This window comes from Sinomonas sp. T428B (assembly GCF_056780155.1).
In genome coordinates, this window is record NZ_JBRAZR010000001.1 from 2,621,775 (window position 1) to 2,640,860 (window position 19,086).

General features: G+C 73.9%; 15 protein-coding genes. 6 read left to right on the plus strand and 9 right to left on the minus strand.

All coding sequences use genetic code 11. The features are described 5' to 3' along the window. Positions 1–126: 126 nt before the first annotated feature. On the plus strand, positions 127–1,347 hold the full coding sequence (locus ACUYMY_RS12090; protein ID WP_481703791.1) for a macrolide 2'-phosphotransferase: 1,221 nt from the start codon (positions 127–129) through the stop codon (positions 1,345–1,347). Between the two features lie 49 nt (positions 1,348–1,396). Here the strand turns inward: ACUYMY_RS12090 and ACUYMY_RS12095 are convergent, their stop codons facing one another. Genes ACUYMY_RS12095 through ACUYMY_RS12105 form a run of 3 tightly spaced genes read right to left on the minus strand, consistent with a single transcriptional unit; the run spans position 1,397 to position 8,612 of the window. Beyond that, the gene (locus ACUYMY_RS12095) at positions 1,397–4,903 is read right to left on the minus strand and encodes an ATP-dependent helicase (RefSeq protein ID WP_481703792.1); all 3,507 of its coding nucleotides are present in this window, start codon (positions 4,901–4,903) and stop codon (positions 1,397–1,399) included. Further along, complete coding sequence (locus tag ACUYMY_RS12100; RefSeq protein ID WP_481703793.1) at positions 4,900–8,199, minus strand: ATP-dependent helicase; 3,300 nt, start codon at positions 8,197–8,199, stop codon at positions 4,900–4,902. The genes ACUYMY_RS12095 and ACUYMY_RS12100 overlap by 4 nt, the downstream gene beginning before the upstream one ends. Further along, on the minus strand, positions 8,196–8,612 hold the full coding sequence (locus tag ACUYMY_RS12105) for an MGMT family protein (RefSeq protein ID WP_481703794.1): 417 nt from the start codon (positions 8,610–8,612) through the stop codon (positions 8,196–8,198). Before ACUYMY_RS12105 ends, ACUYMY_RS12100 begins: the two co-directional genes overlap by 4 nt. 91 nt (positions 8,613–8,703) lie before the next feature. Here ACUYMY_RS12105 and ACUYMY_RS12110 point away from each other — a divergent pair, with 91 nt between their 5' ends. The 4 genes from ACUYMY_RS12110 (at position 8,704) to ACUYMY_RS12125 (ending at position 12,231) form a co-directional block, all read left to right on the plus strand. Next, positions 8,704–9,411 (plus strand): exonuclease domain-containing protein, encoded by a 708-nt coding sequence (locus ACUYMY_RS12110; protein ID WP_481703795.1) that lies wholly within the window; start codon positions 8,704–8,706, stop codon positions 9,409–9,411. A gap of 355 nt (positions 9,412–9,766) precedes the next feature. Then, on the plus strand, positions 9,767–10,714 hold the full coding sequence (locus ACUYMY_RS12115) for an ABC transporter substrate-binding protein (RefSeq protein ID WP_481705051.1): 948 nt from the start codon (positions 9,767–9,769) through the stop codon (positions 10,712–10,714). Between the two features lie 18 nt (positions 10,715–10,732). Beyond that, positions 10,733–11,497: an amino acid ABC transporter permease gene (locus ACUYMY_RS12120; RefSeq protein WP_481703796.1), complete on the plus strand. Its 765-nt coding sequence runs from the start codon at positions 10,733–10,735 to the stop codon at positions 11,495–11,497. Then, positions 11,494–12,231 (plus strand): amino acid ABC transporter ATP-binding protein, encoded by a 738-nt coding sequence (locus tag ACUYMY_RS12125; protein ID WP_481703797.1) that lies wholly within the window; start codon positions 11,494–11,496, stop codon positions 12,229–12,231. The genes ACUYMY_RS12120 and ACUYMY_RS12125 overlap by 4 nt, the downstream gene beginning before the upstream one ends. 93 nt (positions 12,232–12,324) lie before the next feature. On the opposite strand, the gene ACUYMY_RS12130 is transcribed toward ACUYMY_RS12125, so the two are convergent. Then, a complete protein-coding gene (locus ACUYMY_RS12130; protein WP_481703798.1) occupies positions 12,325–12,780 on the minus strand; it encodes an Lrp/AsnC family transcriptional regulator in 456 nt (151 codons plus the stop codon). Positions 12,781–12,860: 80 nt separating this feature from the next. On the opposite strand from ACUYMY_RS12130, the gene ACUYMY_RS12135 reads away from it, so the two are divergent. After that, the gene (locus tag ACUYMY_RS12135) at positions 12,861–13,553 is read left to right on the plus strand and encodes a LysE family translocator (protein ID WP_481703799.1); all 693 of its coding nucleotides are present in this window, start codon (positions 12,861–12,863) and stop codon (positions 13,551–13,553) included. A gap of 93 nt (positions 13,554–13,646) precedes the next feature. Here ACUYMY_RS12135 and hemL read toward each other — a convergent pair whose 3' ends face one another. The 5 genes from hemL to hemC all read right to left on the minus strand — a co-directional run bounded on the left by hemL (position 13,647) and on the right by hemC (position 19,085). Next, positions 13,647–14,960: a glutamate-1-semialdehyde 2,1-aminomutase gene (gene hemL, locus ACUYMY_RS12140; RefSeq protein WP_481703800.1), complete on the minus strand. Its 1,314-nt coding sequence runs from the start codon at positions 14,958–14,960 to the stop codon at positions 13,647–13,649. Between the two features lie 70 nt (positions 14,961–15,030). Beyond that, positions 15,031–16,086 carry an LLM class flavin-dependent oxidoreductase gene (locus ACUYMY_RS12145; RefSeq protein ID WP_481703801.1) on the minus strand — a complete coding sequence of 352 codons (1,056 nt, stop codon included), beginning with the start codon at positions 16,084–16,086 and terminating at the stop codon, positions 15,031–15,033. Between the two features lie 52 nt (positions 16,087–16,138). Beyond that, positions 16,139–17,119, minus strand: coding sequence for a porphobilinogen synthase (gene hemB / locus ACUYMY_RS12150; protein WP_481703802.1), 981 nt, complete (start codon positions 17,117–17,119; stop codon positions 16,139–16,141). After that, positions 17,116–18,096 carry a uroporphyrinogen-III synthase gene (locus tag ACUYMY_RS12155; protein WP_481703803.1) on the minus strand — a complete coding sequence of 327 codons (981 nt, stop codon included), beginning with the start codon at positions 18,094–18,096 and terminating at the stop codon, positions 17,116–17,118. Before ACUYMY_RS12155 ends, hemB begins: the two co-directional genes overlap by 4 nt. After that, positions 18,096–19,085 (minus strand): hydroxymethylbilane synthase, encoded by a 990-nt coding sequence (hemC, locus tag ACUYMY_RS12160; protein ID WP_481703804.1) that lies wholly within the window; start codon positions 19,083–19,085, stop codon positions 18,096–18,098. The genes ACUYMY_RS12155 and hemC overlap by 1 nt, the downstream gene beginning before the upstream one ends. Position 19,086 lies beyond the last annotated feature (1 nt).

Below are 19,086 nucleotides of genomic sequence, written 5' to 3' on the forward strand. Positions count from 1 at the left end.
TCCGACACCCGCACAACGCGGGGCGCCCCTGTGGACAGTGGTCTGGGCCGGACAGTGGTCTGGGCCACGGCGACTCGCCGCGCGCGGGCCGTGATCGGCGGCACGGCGCGGGCTACCGTGGAGAAGGTGAGACGCACACCGCTCGAGCTGGCCGCCATCGCCACCGCCGCCGTCCCCGGACTGCAGCCCACCGCCGTCGCCCCCTCCCCCGACGACGCGACGGACTTCGACGCCGCGCTGCTCGAGACCGCCGACGGCCGCCGCTGGCGGATCCGCGCACCGCGCGGGACGGAGGCGAGCGCCCGGCTCGAGACGGAGATGCTCGTGCTGCGGGCCTTCGAGCCCTCGGTGCGCGCGGAGCTGCCGTTCCAGATGCCCGCGGTCGCCGGCACCGTGCGGCTCGCGGGGCTCACGACCTGCGTGTACACGAACCTCACCGGGACCGTGCGGGGCCTCGACGAGCTCGCGGCCGGGTCCCCCAAGCTCGCCGAGGACATCGGGCGGGCGCTCGCGGCGATCCACGCCCTCCCCCAGAGCATCGTCGACCGCGCGGACCTGCCCATCTACACCGCCAACGAGTTCCGCCAGCGCCGGCTCAACGAGCTGGACCAGGCCGCGACGACGGGCAAGATCCCGCCCGTCCTCCTGCGCCGGTGGGAACAGGCCATGGAGGACGTCACGATGTGGCGCTTCCACCCGACCGTGGTCCACGGGGACCTGCACGAGGACAACCTCCTCGTCGACGACGACCGCGTCACGGCCGTCACCGGGTGGACGGACCTGCGCATCGGCGACCCGGCCGACGACATCGCCTGGCTCGTCGCCTCGAACGAGCCCGCCTTTGTCGACGCCGTCCTCGCCGCCTACCACGAGGCCCGCACCGAGCCCGTCGACCCGCAGCTCGCGCGGCGCGCGGCCCTCGCCGCCGAGTTCGCCCTGGCGCAGTACCTCGTCAAGGCCATCGCCCTCGGGGACGCTGAGTCTGCCAAGGACGGCGAGGAGATGCTCGCCCAGCTCGCCGAGGACATCGAGGCGCACGACGCCGAGGCAGAGTCGGCGGGCGCGGGCACCGAGTCCCCGGGCGCCGACTCCCCAGCCGATGACGGCGACGGGCCGGATGACGGCGATGGCCGCGGCGCCGGGCCCTCATCCGGCACAGGACACTCCAGCGAGGACCAGCGCGCCACAGCCGACACCGACGTGCGTCTGGCCGACACCCACACGCAGGAGCAGGGCCAGCGCCCGGGGGCTGACCGCGAGCCGCGGCCCGAGGGCGCTGCGGCGGCGGCCGGCGGGCCCGACGAGGCGACGGACGCGATCCCGCTCGTGCCGAGGCCCACGGCCTAGCCGGGACTTCGTCTCCGCTGCCCGGCTCGCCCGCTCGCGCATCGCCCGCTCAGCCGATGGCGGCGGCCACGATCGCCTCGAGCTCGGCCTCGCTCGCCAGGGCGTCCGGCCGCACGACCTTGCCATCCGCGAGGTAGCAGAACGCTGCCCTGATCCTCTCGACGGGGACGTTGTGCAGCCTCGACCAGGCGATCCGGTAGACCGCGAGCTGGACGGACCGGGAACGGGCGTCGCGGCCTGAGGGGGCGCGGCCGGTCTTCCAGTCCACGAGCTCCCAGCCGCCGTCGGCGTCCTGGAACACGGCATCGATGCGGCCGCGGACCACGACCGGCCCGATGCGCGTCTCGATGGGCACCTCGACGAAGGCCGGCCGGCGGTGGGCCCATTCGGAGCGCTTGAACTCGGCCACGAGGCTCTTGAGGTCGTAGGCCTCGTCGACGTGCTCGTCGGAGCTGTCGAGGCCATCGAGGTCCAGCATCGCGCTCGTGCCGAAATGCTCCTCGACCCACGTGTGGAAGGCGGTGCCGCGCCGGGCGGCCATGCCCGGTCGGCGGGGCACGGGGCGACGCAGCTGCCGCACGACCGCGCCCGGATCCTCCCCGAGGGCCATGAGGGTCGAGGCGGAGACGTGCTCGGGGAGCCGGACGTGGGAGGAGTCCTCGGCACGGGCGCGCTCGGCGAGGAGCAGCCGGGCCTCGCGCAGCCAGGCCTCCGCCCGGGCGCTGGACGCCACCACGCCTCTGGGGGGTTCCCACGCCGCGGCCGCCTCGGAATCGTCGGCGTCGGTTCCCCCGGGGGCGGAGCTCTCCCCCGCCGCAGGGCCCTCGCCCGGATCGTGCAGGGCGGCGAGCACCCGAGCGGCGGCTGCCTCGACCGCGGCCCTGCGTCCCGGGGCGAGGCTGCGCCGCTGGCCGGTGGCGGCGTCCGACGGCCCCTCGAGGGGGTCGTACGGCCACATCGCGCGCTCGGCCTCGGCCCGCAGCGGGTTCTCCTCGGGCAGGTCCGCATCCTCGCACCACTCGAGGACGGAGAACCCGTGCTCGGCGGCCGCCTCGTGGAGCTCGAGCAGGAACGGCGAGGCCTCCATCGGCCTGCTGCGCGTGCTGCTCCACCCGAACCCGGTGGCCACGAGGAGCGACCGGGCACGGGTGAAGGCGACGTACGCGAGCCGGCGGTCCTCGCGCTCGGAATGCTCGCTCGCATCCTCGGCGAACAGCTTCTCGGCCTCGACCCAGCCCTTCTGGTCGGGGTGGTCCGTGTCCCATTGCGGGAGGTCCCGTGCGTCACCCCGCAGGGGCCAGGGCAGCGCCGCCTGGCCGCTCGTCCAGCGGTCGTTGCTGCCGCCCGGGAACATCCCCCGGTTGAGGCCGGCGACGGCCACGGCGTCCCACTCGAGGCCCTTCGACGCGTGGACGGTCAGCAGCTGGATGGCGCCGGGCGTGGGCTCGGACGGCGCCATGTCGAGGCCCGACTCCTCCTCGGCCGCCGCCTCGAGCCACGCGAGGAACGCCAGGAGGTCCGAGGATTCGGACTGGGCCAGGAAGGACGCGGCGGCCTCCTGGAACGCGTCGAGGTTGCGCCGGGCCTCGTGCACGGAGGTGCCAGGCCTGGCCGCGAGCTCGATGTCGAGAAGGAGCGCCCGCTCGACGTGCGAGATGAGCGTGCCGAGGTCGTCGCCCGCCACGGCGCGCAGGCCCCGCAGCTCGTCCCTCAGCCGCGTGAGCCGAGCCAGCCCCTCGGGGGTGAGGGAGCGGCCCGCGCCGGAGGTCCACCCGGGCCGGGGCAGCCGGTCCACCGCCTCGACGAGGCTCGCGGCCTCGGCGAGGTCCCCCTCGACGAGGACCTCGTCGACGGTGCCGGCCGCGTCGAGGTCCTGCTCCCCGGGACGGGCGGCCGCGGCGCGGCGTGCCGCGAGGTGGCGGGACCAGTCCGCGAGCGCCATGAGGTCCGCGGGCCCGATCCTCCACCGGGCTCCCGCCATGAGCCGCATGAGGGCGTCCGAGCGGCCCGGGTCGGCGATGACGCGCAGGGCCGAGACGACGTCGATGATCTCCGGGGTGTCCAGGAGGCCGCCGAGGCCCACGACCTCGAACGGCATGCCGCGGCGCTCGAACTCCCTGCGGATCGCGGCGAACTGCGAGCGCTTGCGGCAGAGCACCGCCATCGTCGGCCCCTCGATGCCCCCGTCGCCCGCTGCACGGCCGTCCAGGCGCGGCCACGCGGCGTCGAACGCCTGGAGCTGGTCAGCGACGGCGGCGGCCTCGGCACGCTCGTCGCAGAAGCGGCCGAGCACGACGCGCCCATCACCCGCCCCGGGTCGCGGCTCGAGCCGGCGGACCTCGACCCCCGCGCTGTCGGAGGCGTAGGCGGGAGAGACCGCGAGCGGTCCCGCGACGGCGTTCGCCGTGGCGAGGATCGTGACGCCGTTGCGCCACGCCGTCGTCAGGTGGCTGGTCCACGCCGGCGCCCAGCCGCCGCCGGTGCTCCGCGGGAAGGTCGCGGGGAAGCTCTCGAGCTGCCCCGCGGAGGCGCCGCGGAAGCCGTAGATCGACTGGTTGGGATCGCCCACGGCGGTGACGGCGTGCCCGCCGCCGAAGAGCGTCGAGAAGAGGACGAGCTGGGCATGCGACGTGTCCTGGAACTCGTCCAGGAGCACGGTGCGGAACTGGCCGCGGAGGAGCTGCCCGGCCTCGGGGACGGTCGTGGCCACGCGCGCCGCCAGGGCCACAAGGTCGCCGAAGTCCAGGGCGCCGCGGGCCCGCTTGGCCTCCGCGTAGCGGGCCGCGAGCCCGGCGACGAGCGCGCGGCCACGGAGCGTGGACAGCAGCGCCGCGGCGGCCGTGGCCGGGCCTCGCTTGCCCGCCGCCGAGAGCGGAAGGGCCTCGAACCGCTCGGCCTCGGCCTCGAGCCAGGCCCGCACGTCCCCGGGCTCGCGGAGGTGCTCGGCGCATTCGCCCGAGAGCTGCAGGACGGCGGCGATGAGGGTGCTCTTGGCCGGGAACCCGGCCCACGTCCCGCCGTCGTAGGCCTCGACCACCCGGGCGGCGAGCTGGAACGACTGGGCCGCGCCGAGCAGCACGGCGTCGCGCTCGACCCCGAGCCGCAGGCCGTGGTCCTGCACGACGGTGTTGGCGAACGCATGGTACGTCGAGACCGTGGGGTCGAGGCACTCGGGGTCCGCCGCGGCCGGGGCGATGCCCTCGACGCCGCGCCGCGCGAGCCGGGCGAGCCGTGCCAGCTGGGCCCTGATGCGGGCTGACAGCTCGCCCGCCGCCTTGCGTGTGAACGTGACCCCGAGGACCTCGTCGGGCCGCACCCAGCCGTTGGCGACGAGCCACACGACGCGGTCAGCCATCGTGGCCGTCTTGCCCGAGCCCGCGCCCGCGACGACGAGCCGCGGCTCGAGGGGCGAACTGATGATCTCGGACTGCTGCGGCGTGGGCCGGTGCTGCCCGAGCAGGTCCGCGAGTTCCTCGGGGCTGAACCCCGGCTCGGGCAGCCCCTGCGGGCCCCGGCGCAGGCCGTCCCCGAGGCCGGCCTCCGTCGACGTGCTCATTCGGTCACCTGCCGTCCCCGGGCACAGAGCGGGCACAGCTCGGGGAGCCTGCAGCCCCCCGCGAAGCCGGCGCCCGGCTCGTGCCTGGCCTCGAACGCGACGCCGGACATGGCCTCGGCGGCCCGCTCGACGAGCGCGACGGCCCAGGCCGCGTCCTCGAGGGCCGACTGCTGCTGCACCGTGAGCTTCTTGGTCTTCTCGCCGAGCTGGACGAGCTCGGCCCCGCCGGGGGGCGCGCCGGGCGGGGCGCCCGGGGCGGCGTCTGCCCCCTCGCCGTCGGCGAAGGCCCCTGCCGCGATGGCCACCTGGTAGGCCGCGAGCTGGGCATGCTGGTCGATGTCTGCCGCCTTGGGCTTGCTCCGTCCGGTCTTGAGGTCGACGACGACGAGCCGCCCCTCGCCGTCGAGCTCCAGCCTGTCGACCTGGCCCCGCAGGACCGTCCGCGCCGCGATCTCGGCTGTCCCGACGGCGCCGAGGGGCGCCTCGAAGTCGACCTCGACGCCGAGCAGCTCGCGTCCGTTGGTGCGCACGTACTCCGCGAGCTTGTCCACCATCGACGTGGCCCGGTCGAAGTCGAGCTCGCCCTCCCACGTGTCCGGCAGGCCGAGGCTCGGCCAGCGCCGGCGGAGCTCCGCGAGGTACTCGGCCGCCGTCCCGGAGGGAAGATCCTGGGCGATCGAGTGCACGAGCGTGCCGAGACTGCGGGCGAAGTCGGTCGCGGCCTCTCCCCCGGCGGCCGAGACGAACCAGTCGAGCGGGTTCTTCGTGGCGGTCTCGACCTTGGAGGGCGAGACGTACACGGTGCCGTCCTCCGGCACGACGGGACCGTCGCTGCTCAGGGGCGCGAGCCCGTACCACTGGCCGGGGTGGGCCCCGGGGGCGCCGGCATGGGCGAGGCGGGCGAGGAGCGCCGCGGCGACGGGCGCGTCGGCGTCGGCGGCATCGCCTGCCTCTGCCCCGACGGCGCTGGCTTCGATGGCCTGGCGAAGCTCCGCGACGAGGGGCCGGAGGCCGAGCGTGCGGGGGACGTCGGTGTACCTCCGTGTCGGCTCCCCCTCGGGCGGCGGGGCCACGTAGTCCAGAAAGGGGGACGGAACCTCGTCCTCGTTGGACGCGCCGGTGCAGACAAGGCGTTCGGACGCGCGCGAGATGGCCGCGGAGAAACTGCGCAGCTCGTCGTAGCGGATGTCGCGCAGGCGCGAGCGCGTGCTCACGAGCAGGGCCGAGACCACGCCGAGCTCGAGGCAGTCCGTGAACAGGGTGCTCCCGAGCAGCTCGCCGCGCAGCCGCGTGTTCGGCCAGACCCCGTCCTGGAGGCCTGCGACGAACACGAGCCGCCACGACCGGCCGGCGGCGCTGGCCGGCGTGAGGAGCTCGACGGCGTCCTCCGCCTGGGCGCGGGGGGCGAGGGTGTCCATGGGCAGCTCCTGCTCCGTGAGGTAGTCGAGGAACTGGGCCGGGGAGGCTCCCGGCAGGCGGTCCACGTACCGCTCGGCCGTATGGAAGAGGGCCATGAGCGCGTCGAGGTCTCGGTCTGCGCGCAGGCCGAGCGGGCCGCCTGCGAGGGCGAGCTCGTACCAGCGGCGCGAGAGGCCCGCGGCCTCCCACAGGGCCCACAGCACGGTCTCGGCCGTGGCGCCCGGCTCGGCGGCGGCGGCCCGCCCGCGCACGAGCATGCGCCCGATGCGCCGCGCCGCCTGGGCCTCCGTGCCGAGGGCGTCGAGCGTGCCGGGGACCTCGAGGGCCTCGACGAGCAGGGCGTCGCTCGAGCGGCCGCCGCCCGAGGACAGCTCGAGCTGCCGGAGCGCCTGGCGCAGCCGCCGCAGCTCGAGCGCCGACGCGCCGCCGACCCGCGAGGACAGCAGCTCGACGGCGGTCTCCGCCGTCAGCTCCCCCGGCTCGAGCGCGATCCGGTAGGCCGTCAGGAGCGGACGCACGGCCGCCTCGTCCCGGACGGCGGTCTCAGCGATCGGGACCTTGACCGGGATGTCGCGGCCCGCGAGGTACCGCTGGATCTGCGCGAGCTTGACGCCCGAGCGCACGATCACCGCCATCTGGCCGTACTCGACGCCGCCGAGCAGGCGCGCGTCCTGGATGCGGTGGGCCAGGTAGCGCAGCTCGTGGAGCGACGAGTGGAGCACATGCGCCTCGACTGACGGCTCCTGCTCCGGGCTCGCGCCAGGGACGTCGAGGCGCCTCGCGGCCTGGCCGCCGGGCACGGCGGAGATGCGCTGGGCCACGTCCTCCCAGGCCGCCGCGATGCCGGCCGGCAGCCGGTGGGAGGTGGTCAGCGAGAGCTCGGTGACGCCGCCGAGGAGCTCCCGCAGGCGCGGGACAAGCTCGGGCCGGGCGCCGCGGAATCCCTGCACGACGACGTCCGGTGCCGCCGTCGCGATGACGTCGCGGCCCTCGCCCAGCACCGCGAGCAGCTCGAGGACGGACGGACTGGACTCCTGGACGTCGTCCACGCACACGAGCTCGAGGCGGCCTCGCTCCGCGGCGAGGAGCTCAGGGTCCTCGAGGAGGATCTGGCGGGCGGCGGTGATGATTCCCGCCGGGTCGAAGGCCTCGGGCATGCGCAGCTCGAGGACGTCGCGGTACTCGGCGTAGAGCTGGGCGGCCGCGGCCCACTCGGGCCGGCCGGCGCGGCGCCCGAGCTCGGCGAGCTCGTCCGCCGTCGTGCCGTACTCGGTGATCCGGTCGAAGAGCACGCGCACCTCGTGGCGGAACCCGCGGGTGGGCAGCGCCGCCTCGAACCCGTCCGGCCACGCCGGCCCGGTCCCTGCCTCGCGGTGGCCCTCGAGGAGCTCCTTGACGATGAGGTCCTGCTCGGCGCCGGAGAGCAGGCGGGGAGCGCGCGGGAGCCAGTCGAGGCGGCCCTCGGCCCGTGCGCGGCGGATGAGGTCGAACGCGTACGAGGACCATGTGCGGGCCGGAGGGGCGCTGAGGCTGCGGTCGAGCCGGGCGGTGAAGGCGTCGCGCAGCCGCGCCGAGGCGGCGCGGGCGGGCGCGAGCAGGAGCACCCCCGCCGGGTCGACGCCGTCGCGCTCGACCCGGACGGCCGCCGCCTCGACGAGCACGCTGCTCTTCCCCGTGCCGGGGCCGCCCCAGACGAGGACCGGGCCAGAGCCGCGCGTGAGGGCCAGGACGGCAGCCTGGTCGGGGGACGGCGACCAGGACGCTCCGGCGGAGCGCGGTTCCGGGGCGAGGAGGCGCAGCTGGGGGGTGGGTGCCGCGCCTGTCGCGGCGACTGCTGGTGCTGCAATGGCTGTTGCGGCGGTGGCTGTCGCGGTCATGGGTCCATTCCACTGCCGGGCTCCGACAGTTCTCGTCCGTGCCCCTCGGGGCCATGCATTCTGCGGTCCAGGGCCTCGGCGATCGCCTCGACGGCCTCGAGCTCCTCGTCGCTCGGCGCCCAGCGTGCCTGCGGCATGTCCACGCGCCACCCGCCGTGCTGGTCGCCCCGCAGGGGAGTCCCCTCCTCGATGTAGTGCGCGAGGGCCCGCGCCTCGTGCCCCTCGGGCGCACCCCCGGAGGCCCGGAGGATCCGCCACCAGGCCGTCTGGCCCCCGTGGCGGGACATGACGGCCCCGACCTGGCGCGGGCCGCCGGCGCCGAGGAGCTCGGCCACGTCGCCGTAGGCGAGCACGCTGCCGGCGGGCACGAGGTCGACGACGGCCAGGACCGCCTCGACGTACTCCTCCCGCATCCCCCCAGCCTACGGGGCAGATCGGCGGAATCCGGCTGCCGCGGGCGTGGCCGCGCCAGAACTGTCGGTCCGCCCGGATAGCGTGTGGGCCATGAGCTGGCACACGCAGGCCCGGGCGGCCTTCGACCTCGAGACCACCGGACGCAACTCCCGCGCGGCACGGATTGTGACGGCGAGCATCGTCGTGCTCGGAGCCGACGGGACGGTCGAGGCCGAGCACGAGTGGCTCGCGGACCCCGGCGTCGAGATCCCTGCCGAGGCCGCCGAGGTGCACGGCATCACGACCGAGAAGGCCCGGGCCGAGGGCCGCCCCGCGCGCGAGGTCGTGGGCGAGGTCGCAGCGACGCTCCAGGGACTGTTCGACGCCGGCACGCCGGTCGTGGCGTTCAATGCGGCCTACGACTTCACGGTGATGGCCGCCGAGTGCGCGCGCCACGGGCTGCCGCAGCTCACGAGGTTCCCCGTACTGGACCCGTATGTGATCAACAAGCAGGTCGAGAAGTTCCGCCGCGGCAAGCGCACCCTGGGCGCCCTGTGCGAGCAGTACGGGGTGATCCTGACCGACGCGCACAGCTCTGCCGCGGACGCGCTCGCCGCGGCGCAGCTGCTCGACGCCATGGCCTCGCGCTTCCCCGAGCTGCACAAGCCGGCGGCTCATCTGCACCGCAGCCAGGTGGACTGGTCGTCGGCGCAGGCCGCGGACTTCCAGGCCTACCTGCGCAAGACCAAGCCCTCGGCCGTCGTCGAGGGCGACTGGCCCGTGCTCGCCCCAGGCGACGGGGGCCAGGGGGGCTTCTGACGAGGGCATCGCGACCGCGGAAAGTCCCGCTGGCCCTGATGGCCGGGACGCTGGGCCCCGGATCTGAGACATAACTCACAGGACGGCGGTGGGCCTCCCCCGCGAACATCGCCTCTCAGGCCTTCGGCCGGGCCCCTCCAGAGCGACGAGGGCACGGCACCGTCCTCCAAAAATCGAAGATCCTTCGGCTCGAAGCCGGTTATTGCGGAATATGTTCGCGCGAAGGCACTCTGGGGGCCTCTCCACCATAATGGAGTTCATCCCCGCGTGCAGAGTGTGACGTGCTTTCGTGCGCCCACACGCCCCGCACGACCAGCGCGAGACCCTCGCGCGGAACGCAAGGAAAGAGACCTCGATGAAGCTCAAGGCCCTCAAGTGGCTCAGCACCGTCCCCGCCGCCGCCGTCCTGGCGATCTCGCTGGCCGCGTGCGGCGGCGCTACCGCGCCCTCCTCGACCCCGACGGACGCCCTCAAAGGCAGCGACCAGCAGACGCTGGACAAGTACACGACCGAGAACGTGACCCCGCTGGCCGACATCGACGCGTCGAAGCTCGGGCTCATCACGGACGGCACCCTCCGCGTCGGCACGCTCTCGGACGCCCCGCCGAACATCTTCATCGACGAGAAGGGCGAGTTCACCGGCTACGACAACGAGCTCCTCAAGGCCGTCGCCGCCAAGCTCGGCCTCAAGGTCGAGTTCGCCTCGACGAAGTTCCAGAGCCTGCTCGCCCAGGTGAAGAACAGGCAGTTCGACGTCGGGTCCTCCTCCATCTCCACCACCGACGCCCGGCGCGAGACGGTGGCCTTCACCAACGGCTACGACTTCGGCTACATGGCGATCGTGACCAAGCAGGACGCCAAGGTGAAGACCTTCGACGACCTCAAGCAGGGCGTGCGGATCGGCGTCGTGCAGGGCACGGTGCAGGACGACTTCGTGACCAACACGCTCCAGCTCGAGCCCGTCCGGTTCCCGGACTACAACACCGTCTACGCCAACGTGAAGAGCGGCCAGGTGGACGTGTGGGTCGCCCCGTCCCAGCAGGCCGAGGGCCAGGTCAAGGCCGAGGACGGCACGGTCATCGCCGAGAAGAAGGTCAACACCCAGAACTTCACGGCCTGGGCAGTGGCCAAGGACAACCAGCCGCTCGTCGACGCGCTGAACTCCGCGCTCGACGAGGTGATCGCCGACGGCACGTGGGGCAAGCTCACGGCGCAGTGGTACACGGACCGGCCGACCCTCAAGGAGCAGACCCCCGAGGGCTGGAAGCCGGGCAGCAAGGCCGTCAAGGTCCCGACCAGCTGATCGACTGACAGGCGTCACATGGATTACTTGGACCGACTCGGCGAGACCTTCCTCGACTGGAAGGCGATCGGCGACATTCTTCCGGCCATGTTCGCGGTCGGCCTGCCGAACACCCTCGTGCTGGCGATCGTCTCCGGCGTCATCGGCTGCGTGGCCGGGATGGTGCTGGCCCTGATGGGCATCTCGCGCAATCCTGTGGCGCGGTGGGCCGCCAGGGTGTACACGGACGTGTTCCGTGGACTCCCGGCGGTTCTCACCATCCTCGTGATCGGCCTCGGCTTCGGGCCGATCTTCCGGGAGATCACGGGCATCGCGAGCCCGTACCCCATGGGCATCGCAGCGCTGTCCCTCATGGCATCCGCCTACGTCGGCGAGATCTTCCGCTCGGGCATCCAGAGCGTCGACAAGGGCCAGCTCGAGGCCGCGCGCGCCCTCGGCTTCGGCTATGGGCCCTCGCTCCGTCTGGTCGTGGTGCCCCAAGGCATCCGCCGCGTGCTCCCGGCGCTCGTGAACCAGTTCATCGCGCTCATCAAGGAGTCCTCGCTCGTCTTCACCCTGGGCCTTCTGGCGTCCGAGCGGGAGCTCTTCCAGATCGGCCAGGACGCCGCCGCCCGCAGCGGCAACCTGTCCGGCTACGTCGCCGCGGCGTTCTTCTACCTCGCGATGACCATTCCGCTGACGCACTTCGTGAACTTCATCGACGCGCGCCTGCGCACCGGCAAACCCGAGAAGAAGGAGCCGGACGAGGCGGCAGCCGTCGTCGGGAAGGGGGCCCACGCATGAGCCAGTTCGCTTCCGGCTCCCTCGAGGCGAGGGACATCCACCTCGCCTTCGGGAGCAACAGGGTTCTGCGGGGCATCGACCTCGCCGTCCCGGCCGGCACGACCGCGTCCGTGATCGGCCCGTCCGGCTCCGGCAAGTCGACGCTGCTGAGGGTGATGAACCGCCTCATCGAGCCGGACGCCGGGGACATCATCCTCGACGGCCGCTCGGTGCTCAAGGACAACCCCGACGAGCTGCGCCGCCGCATCGGCATGGTCTTCCAGCAGTTCAACCTGTTCCCCCATAAGACAGTCGGCGAGAACGTCGCCTTCGCCCTCCGCAAGCTGCGCAAGCTGCCGAAGGAGCAGGCCCGCGACGAGGCCCTGGCCCAGCTCGAGCTCGTCGGGCTCAAGCACAAGGCCGACTCACGCCCGGCCAACCTCTCCGGCGGGCAGCAGCAGCGCGTCGCGATCGCCCGGGCCCTCGCGATGAAGCCCGAGGTGATGTTCTTCGACGAGGCCACCTCCGCCCTCGACCCCGAGCTCGTCAAGGGCGTCCTGGCGCTCATGGCGGATCTGGCCAAGGGCGGCATGACGATGGTCGTCGTGACCCACGAGATGGGCTTCTCGCGGAACGTCTCGGACAAGGTCGCCTTCATGGACGGCGGCGTCGTGGTCGAGAGCGGCCATCCCGAGCAGGTCTTCGGCGACCCGCAGACCGAGCGGCTGCAGCGCTTCCTGAGCGACGTCCTCTAGACGGGCCCGCTCACTCTAGGCTCCAGGCACGACGGCGGGGTCCCCACCCGGGTGGGGACCCCGCCGTCGTGCGTCGCGGCGTCGAAGGGACCGCTAGACCGGCAGGCCGCCGCTGCCCTTGAGATCGCGCATGACGATCGTCGAGGTGAGCTTCGCGACCCCGGGCAGCGCCGCGAGGTGCTCGTCGTAGAGGCGCTGGTACGCGGGCAGGTCGGCGGCGACGCAGCGCAGGAGGTAGTCGGGGTCGCCGAAGAGCCTGTACGCCTCGACGATCTGCGGCTGGGCCACGACCGCGTCCTCGAAGGCCCGGATCGTCTCCTGCGAGGTTTCGCGGAGGGTCGTGAAGACCATCGCCCCGAAGCCGAGGCCCACCTGCGCCGGGTCCACCTCGGCCCGGTACCCGCGGATGACCCCGCTCGACTCGAGGTCCTTGAGCCGGCGGTGGCACGGGGCGACCGTGAGGCCCACCTCGGCGGCGAGCGCCGTCGCCGTCATCCGCCCGTCCGACTGGAGGGCACGCAAAATGCTTCTGTCGATTTGGTCGATCACGATAAGAATTTATCCCAGAGAGGCTCCCGAGGGCCAGAAGTGGTGAGCACATTGCTCGGCCAAGTCCCTAGTCTTGCGCCATGGAATTCTCGGCCCTGCTGGGCTTCGCCGCCGTCGCCCTCACGCTCACGCTCACGCCCGGCGCCGACTGGGCCTACACGATCGCCGCGGGGCTGCGGCCGGGCTCCCCTGTGCCGTCGGTGGCGGGGCTCTGCTCGGGATACATCCTCCACACGGCGCTCGTCGCGGCGGGGCTCGGCGTCGTGCTCGCGGGGCGGCCCGACGTCGTCTCGTGGCTCTCGCTCGCTGGCGCGCTGTACCTCCTCTGGCTCGGGGGCACGACGGCGCGCGGCTGGCGGGCCGCGGGGTTCGCAGGCGCCGCCGGTCGCGAGGACGCGGCCCTGCCGTCGGGCGCGGCGCTGAGCGGCGCCGTCGGGCGTGAGGGCGGGGCCGTGCGCGACTACCTGCGCGGCGTCGCGACGAGCGGCATCAACCCGAAGGCGCTCCTGCTCTTCGTGGCGGTCATGCCGCAGTTCATCGTCCAGGGATCGGAGGTCCCGGTCGCGGCCCAGACGGCGGCGATGGGCGCCACGCACATCCTGCTCACCGTGGTGGTCTACAGCCTCGTGGCCGTCGCCGCCCGGCGCATCCTCCGGGCGCGGCCGCGGGCGGCGGGCATCGTCACGCTCGCGAGCGGCGTGATCATGATCGGCATCGGGGCGCTCCTGCTCGCGGAGCAGGCGGCGGGGCTCCTCGGAGGCGGGCTGGCGTAGGGATATGACCCCTCAGCCCAGGGGACATGACCCCTCAACGCAGGGGACATGACCCCTCAACCAGACTCGGTTGAGGGGTCATGTCCCGCCGGCTCAGGCCCCCGGAAGCGCCGCGGCCGCGGCCTTGGCCGCAGCCGGCAGGGCATCGACGATGCGGCCCATCGCGTCGTCGTCATGCGCGGCCGAGAGGAACCACGCCTCGAAGACGCTCGGCGGCAGGTACACGCCGCTCTCGAGCATCGAGTGGAAGAAGGGCCCGTAGCGGAAGGCCTCCTGGGCCTGGGCGTCGGCGTAGTCGGCCACGCCGCGCGCGGACGTGCCGAACGCGACGGAGAAGAGGTTCCCGGCGCGCTGGATCGTGTGGTCGACGCCCTCGGCGTCGAGCGCGGCGGCCAGGGCGCCGGAGAGCTCGAGCGAGCGCGCGTCGATGTGGGCGTAGACGGCGTCGGTCGCGAGGGTCAGCGTCGCGACGCCCGCCGCCATGGCCACGGGATTCCCGGAGAGGGTCCCGGCCTGGTACACGGGCCCCAGCGGCGCGAGGTGGTCCATGACCTCGGCCCGGCCGCCGAGCGCCGCCACGGGCATCCCGCCGCCGATCACCTTGCCGAACGTGAACAGGTCCGGCGCCCAGCCCTCGCGCTGGCCCGTGAGCCCCCAGTAGCCGGCAGGGCCGGTGCGGAAGCCCGTGAGGACCTCATCCAAGATGAAGAGCGCGCCGTGCTCGGCGGTGATGCGGCGGAGCCCCTCGTTGAAGCCCTCGCCCGGGGTCACGACGCCCATGTTGGCGGGCGCCGCCTCGGTGATGACGGCAGCGATGCGGGACCCGTGCTCGGCGAACGCCTTCTCGACGGCGCCGAGGTCGTTGTAGGGCAGCACGAGCGTCTCGGCGGCCGTGGCGGCGGTGACGCCGGCGGAGCCGGGCAGGGCGAGCGTCGCGACGCCGGAGCCGGCGGAGGCGAGGAGCCCGTCGACGTGCCCGTGGTAGCAGCCGGCGAACTTCACGACGAGGTCGCGGCCGGTGAACCCGCGCGCGAGCCGGATCGCCGTCATGGTCGCCTCGGTCCCCGTGGAGACCATGCGGAGGCGCTCGACGGCGGGGACGCGCCCGATCACGAGCTCGGCCAGGGCCGCCTCGTCGGGGGTCGACGCGCCGAAGGACAGGCCCCGGTCCACCGCGGCGTGGACGGCGTCGAGGACCTCGGGGACGGCGTGCCCGAGGAGCGCAGGGCCCCACGAGCAGACGAGGTCCACGTAGTCGCGGCCGTCGGCGTCCGTGACGTACGCGCCCTTGGCGGACACGAGGAACCGGGGCGTGCCGCCCACCGAGCCGAAGGCGCGCACGGGCGAGTTCACCCCTCCCGGCATGAGCGAGCGGGCACGGGCGAAGAGGTCCTCGGAGGTGGTCATGCCCTCCATTCTCCCCCACGCCGTCGCCCCGACTCGTCTGGGCGCCGGCGGATGACGCCGGGCGCTCGCCTCAGGCGAGCATGTCCGCCACGAGCGGGGCGACCCTCGTTCCGAAGAGCTCGATGCTCTTCATCATGGCCTCGTGCGGGAGCGTGCCGTTGGAGTACTTGAGGTCGAAGCGCTCGGTGCCGAGGGCCCGGTGCGTGTCCGCGATCTTCCGCGCGACGGTCTCCGGCGAGCCGACGTAGAGGGCGCCGGTGCGCGAGGCCTGCGCGTTGAACTCGGTGCGGCTGCCCGGGCCCCAGCCGCGCTCGGCGCCGATGCGGTTGCGCATCGCGAGCCAGTGCGGGAAGAGCTCCTCGCGGGCCTGCTCGTCGGTCTCGGCGAGGTGGCCCGGGGAGTGGGTCGCGAGCATCGTGTAGGGCTTGCCGTACTTCTCGAGCGAGCGCTTGTAGAGCTCCACGAACGGCGCGAAGCGCGCGGGCTCGCCGCCGATGATCGCGAACGCGACCGGGTAGCCGTACTGCGCCGCCCGGACGACCGACTGAGGCGTGCCGCCGACGCCGATCCACGTGTCGAGCAGCCCGGACTCGAGGTGCGGATAGGCAGTGAGGCCATGGATGGGCCCGCGCGTCCTGCCCTCCCAGTGCACCGGCTTCTGCGACCGGACGCGGTCGAAGAGCTCGAGCTTGTCCTCGAAGAGGAGCTCGTAGTCGTCGAGGTCGAGGCCGAAGAGCGGGAACGACTCGATGAACGAGCCCCTGCCCAGGATGACCTCGGCGCGGCCCGACGAGACGGCGTCGAGGGTCGAGAAGCGCTGGAAGACGCGGACGGGATCGTCGGAGGAGAGTACCGTGACGGCCGAGGCGAGCTTGATGTTCTCGGTGCGGGAGGCGATCGCGGCGAGGACGACCTCCGGGGCCGAGACGGCGAAGTCCTTGCGGTGGTGCTCCCCGACGCCGAAGGCGTGCAGCCCGACCTGGTCGGCGAGGACGGCCTCGTCGACGAGCTCGCGGATCACCTGGGCGTGCGGCTTGGGCTCGCCGCCGGGACCGAGCCCGACGTCGCCGAAGGTGTTGAGGCCGAGGAGGACGGGGGACGATGCGCCGCCGGTTTCTTGATGCATATGCATCCAAACCCCAGAGGCCCGGGGATCATTCCCGCCCGCTGCGAGGGGTTCAGGCCTCCCTGAGCCAGCCCGCGATCTCCGGCGCCCAGTACGTGAGCACGGAGTTGGCTCCGGCGCGGCGGATGCCCAGCACGGACTCGAGGATCGCGGCCTTCCGGTCGATCCACCCGTTCGCCGCCGCCGCCTCGATCATCGCGTACTCCCCCGAGATCTGGTACGCGGCCACGGGAACGGGGCTCATCGCGGCGACGTCGGCGAGGATGTCGAGGTAGCTCATGGCCGGCTTGACCATGACCATGTCGGCGCCCTCCTCGAGGTCCAGCTCGACCTCGAGGATCGCCTCGCGGCGGTTCGCGGCGTCCATCTGGTACGTCCGGCGGTCGCCGGTGAGCTGCGAGTCGACGGCCTCGCGGAAGGGGCCGTAGAACGCCGAGGCGTACTTCGCGGCGTAGGCGAGCACCGCGGTGTCCTGGTGCCCGGCCGTGTCGAGCGCCTCGCGGATGACGGCGACCTGGCCGTCCATCATGCCGCTCGGCCCGAGCACGTGCGCGCCCGCCTCGGCCTGCGCGACGGCCATCTGACCGTAGATCTCGAGGGTCGCGTCGTTGTCCACGCGGCCCTGGGCGTCGAGCACGCCGCAGTGCCCGTGGTCGGTGAACTCGTCGAGGCACACGTCGCTCATGACGACGAGCGAGTCCCCGACCTCCGACCGGACCGCCCGGATCGCGGCGTTGAGCACGCCGTCCGGGTCGAGCGAGGCCGAGCCCTCGGCGTCGCGCTCCTCCGGCACGCCGAAGAGCATGATCCCGCCGAGGCCGAGCTCGGCGGCCTCGACCGCCGCCCGCTTGAGTGTGTCGGCCGTGTGCTGCACGACGCCGGGCATGGACTGCAGCCGCGCGGGCTCGCTCAGCCCCTCGCGGATGAAGGCGGGCAGGATGAGCTCGGCCGGGTGCAGGCGGGTCTCGGCGACGAGCCGCCGCATCGCGGGGGTCTGGCGGAGCCGGCGGGGACGGTGGCGGGGGAAGCTCATGCGCTGTCCTTAGGGACGAGGGGAACGGACGGGGGACGGGCGGGTTCGGCGGGAGCCGGATCACGGACTCCCAGCGCGCGGACGACGGCGTCGACGATGCCCCCCGGAGTGGGCGTCGAGGCGGTGGCCGCGGCGGCGAGCCCGAGGGCGCGCAGCTCGGCGGCGGTCGGCTCGCCGATCGCGATGAGCGCGGTCGCGTCGAGGGGTCGCAGGACGGCGTGGATGCGCCGGGCCGCGCTCGGGGAGGCCGCGACGACGGCGTCGAGCCGCCCCGCGGCGAGCTCGCCGCTCGCCTCGTCCGGGGTGAGGACGACGACGGGGGCGGCCTGCCCGGCCGGCTCGCCTCCGGCGAGGGGTGCGGTGAGCCGCCGGGACTCGGCGGCCGGGTAGTCGACCGTGCGGTACGCGACGACGGTCTCGACCTCGCACCCGCGGGCGATCAGGCCCTCGGCGAGGGTCTCGGCGGCGATGTCGCTCTGGGGCAGGAGGACCCGGACGGGCGAGCCGTCCTCCCCCGCCGGCCCCGCGCCGTCGTCCGCGCCCTCGGTGGCCCCGGCGGAGCCCCAGAGCTCGACGAGGCCCTCGGCGGACTGCTTCCCCTCGGGGGCGAGGTCCACGCGCAGGCCCTCGGCCTCGAGGACGCGGCGCGAGCTGGGCCCGATCGTCGCGACGCGCACGCCGTGGGGCACGAGCGAGGCGAGGTGCGCCCCCTGGGCGGCCGCAAGCTCCTTGAGCGCGCGGACGGTCGTGATGCTCGAGACGACGAGCCAGTCGTAGCCGCCGGCGGCGAGCCGCGCGAGCGCGCGGGCGAGCGCGGCCTGGTCGGGGGCGCGCTCGAAGTCGATGAGCGGCAGGAGCAGGGGCTCGGCGCCCGCCGCGGCGAGGGCCGCGGCCATGGCCCCGGCCCGGTCGGGGCTGCGCGTGAGCAGCACCCGGCGGCCGGAGAGCTCCCCGCCGGGTGCGGCTGCAGCGGCCATCAGGCGCCCAGGTCCGCGAGGTCCGCGGCGCCCTCGGCGAGGAGGTCCTCTGCGAGCTCGATCCCGAGCAGGGTCGCCCCGACCTCGGTGAGGCCGTCCGTGGCCTTGGTCAGCCGCAGCGAGCGGGTGCCGTCCACCGAGCACACGACGGCGTCGAGGTGCAGCATCGAGCCCTTGCGCCGTGCGAGCGCCCCAACGGGCGCGGCGCAGCCGGCCTCGAGCCGCGCGAGCAGCGCGCGCTCGGCCGTCACGGCCAGGCGGGTGTCGGCGTCGTCGATCGCGGCGAGGGCCTGGGCGAGGACGCCCTCCCCCGTGGCGGGGCCCGCGGAGCCGGGCTCGCGCACGGGCGCGTCCTCGGTCCGGCACTCGACGGCGAGCGCACCCTGGCCGGGCGCGGGGAGCATGACCTCGGGCTCGAAGTACTCCGTCACGACGTCGGTGCGGCCGAGCCTTGTCAGGCCGGCGGCGGCGAGGACGACGGCGTCGAGGTCGCCGGGCGCGTCCGGCGCGTTCCCGGGGAGGCCGGGCACGCGGCCGAGCCGCGTGTCGACGTTGCCGCGGATGTCCAGGACCTCGAGGTCGGGGCGGGCTGCGCGCAGCTGCGCCGCGCGGCGGGGCGAGCCGGTGCCGACGCGGGCACCGGTCGGGAGGTCGGCGAGCTTGAGTCCGTCGCGGGCGCACAGGACGTCGCGTGCGTCCTCACGCGGAGGGATGGCGCCGATCGTGAGGCCGGGCTCGCCCGCCGTCGGCAGGTCCTTGAGCGAGTGCACGGCCACATCGCACCGGTCGGCGAGCAGGGCCTCGCGCAGGGCCGTGACGAACACGCCCGTCCCGCCGAGGGACGCGAGGGATCCGGTCCTGACGTCGCCCTCGGTCTTGATGCGGACGAGCTCCGTCGCGAAGCCGCCCACGGCGGCGAGCGTGTCCGCCGTCTGCTGCGTCTGCGTCAGCGCGAGCGCGCTGCCGCGGGTGCCGATGCGCACGGCCATG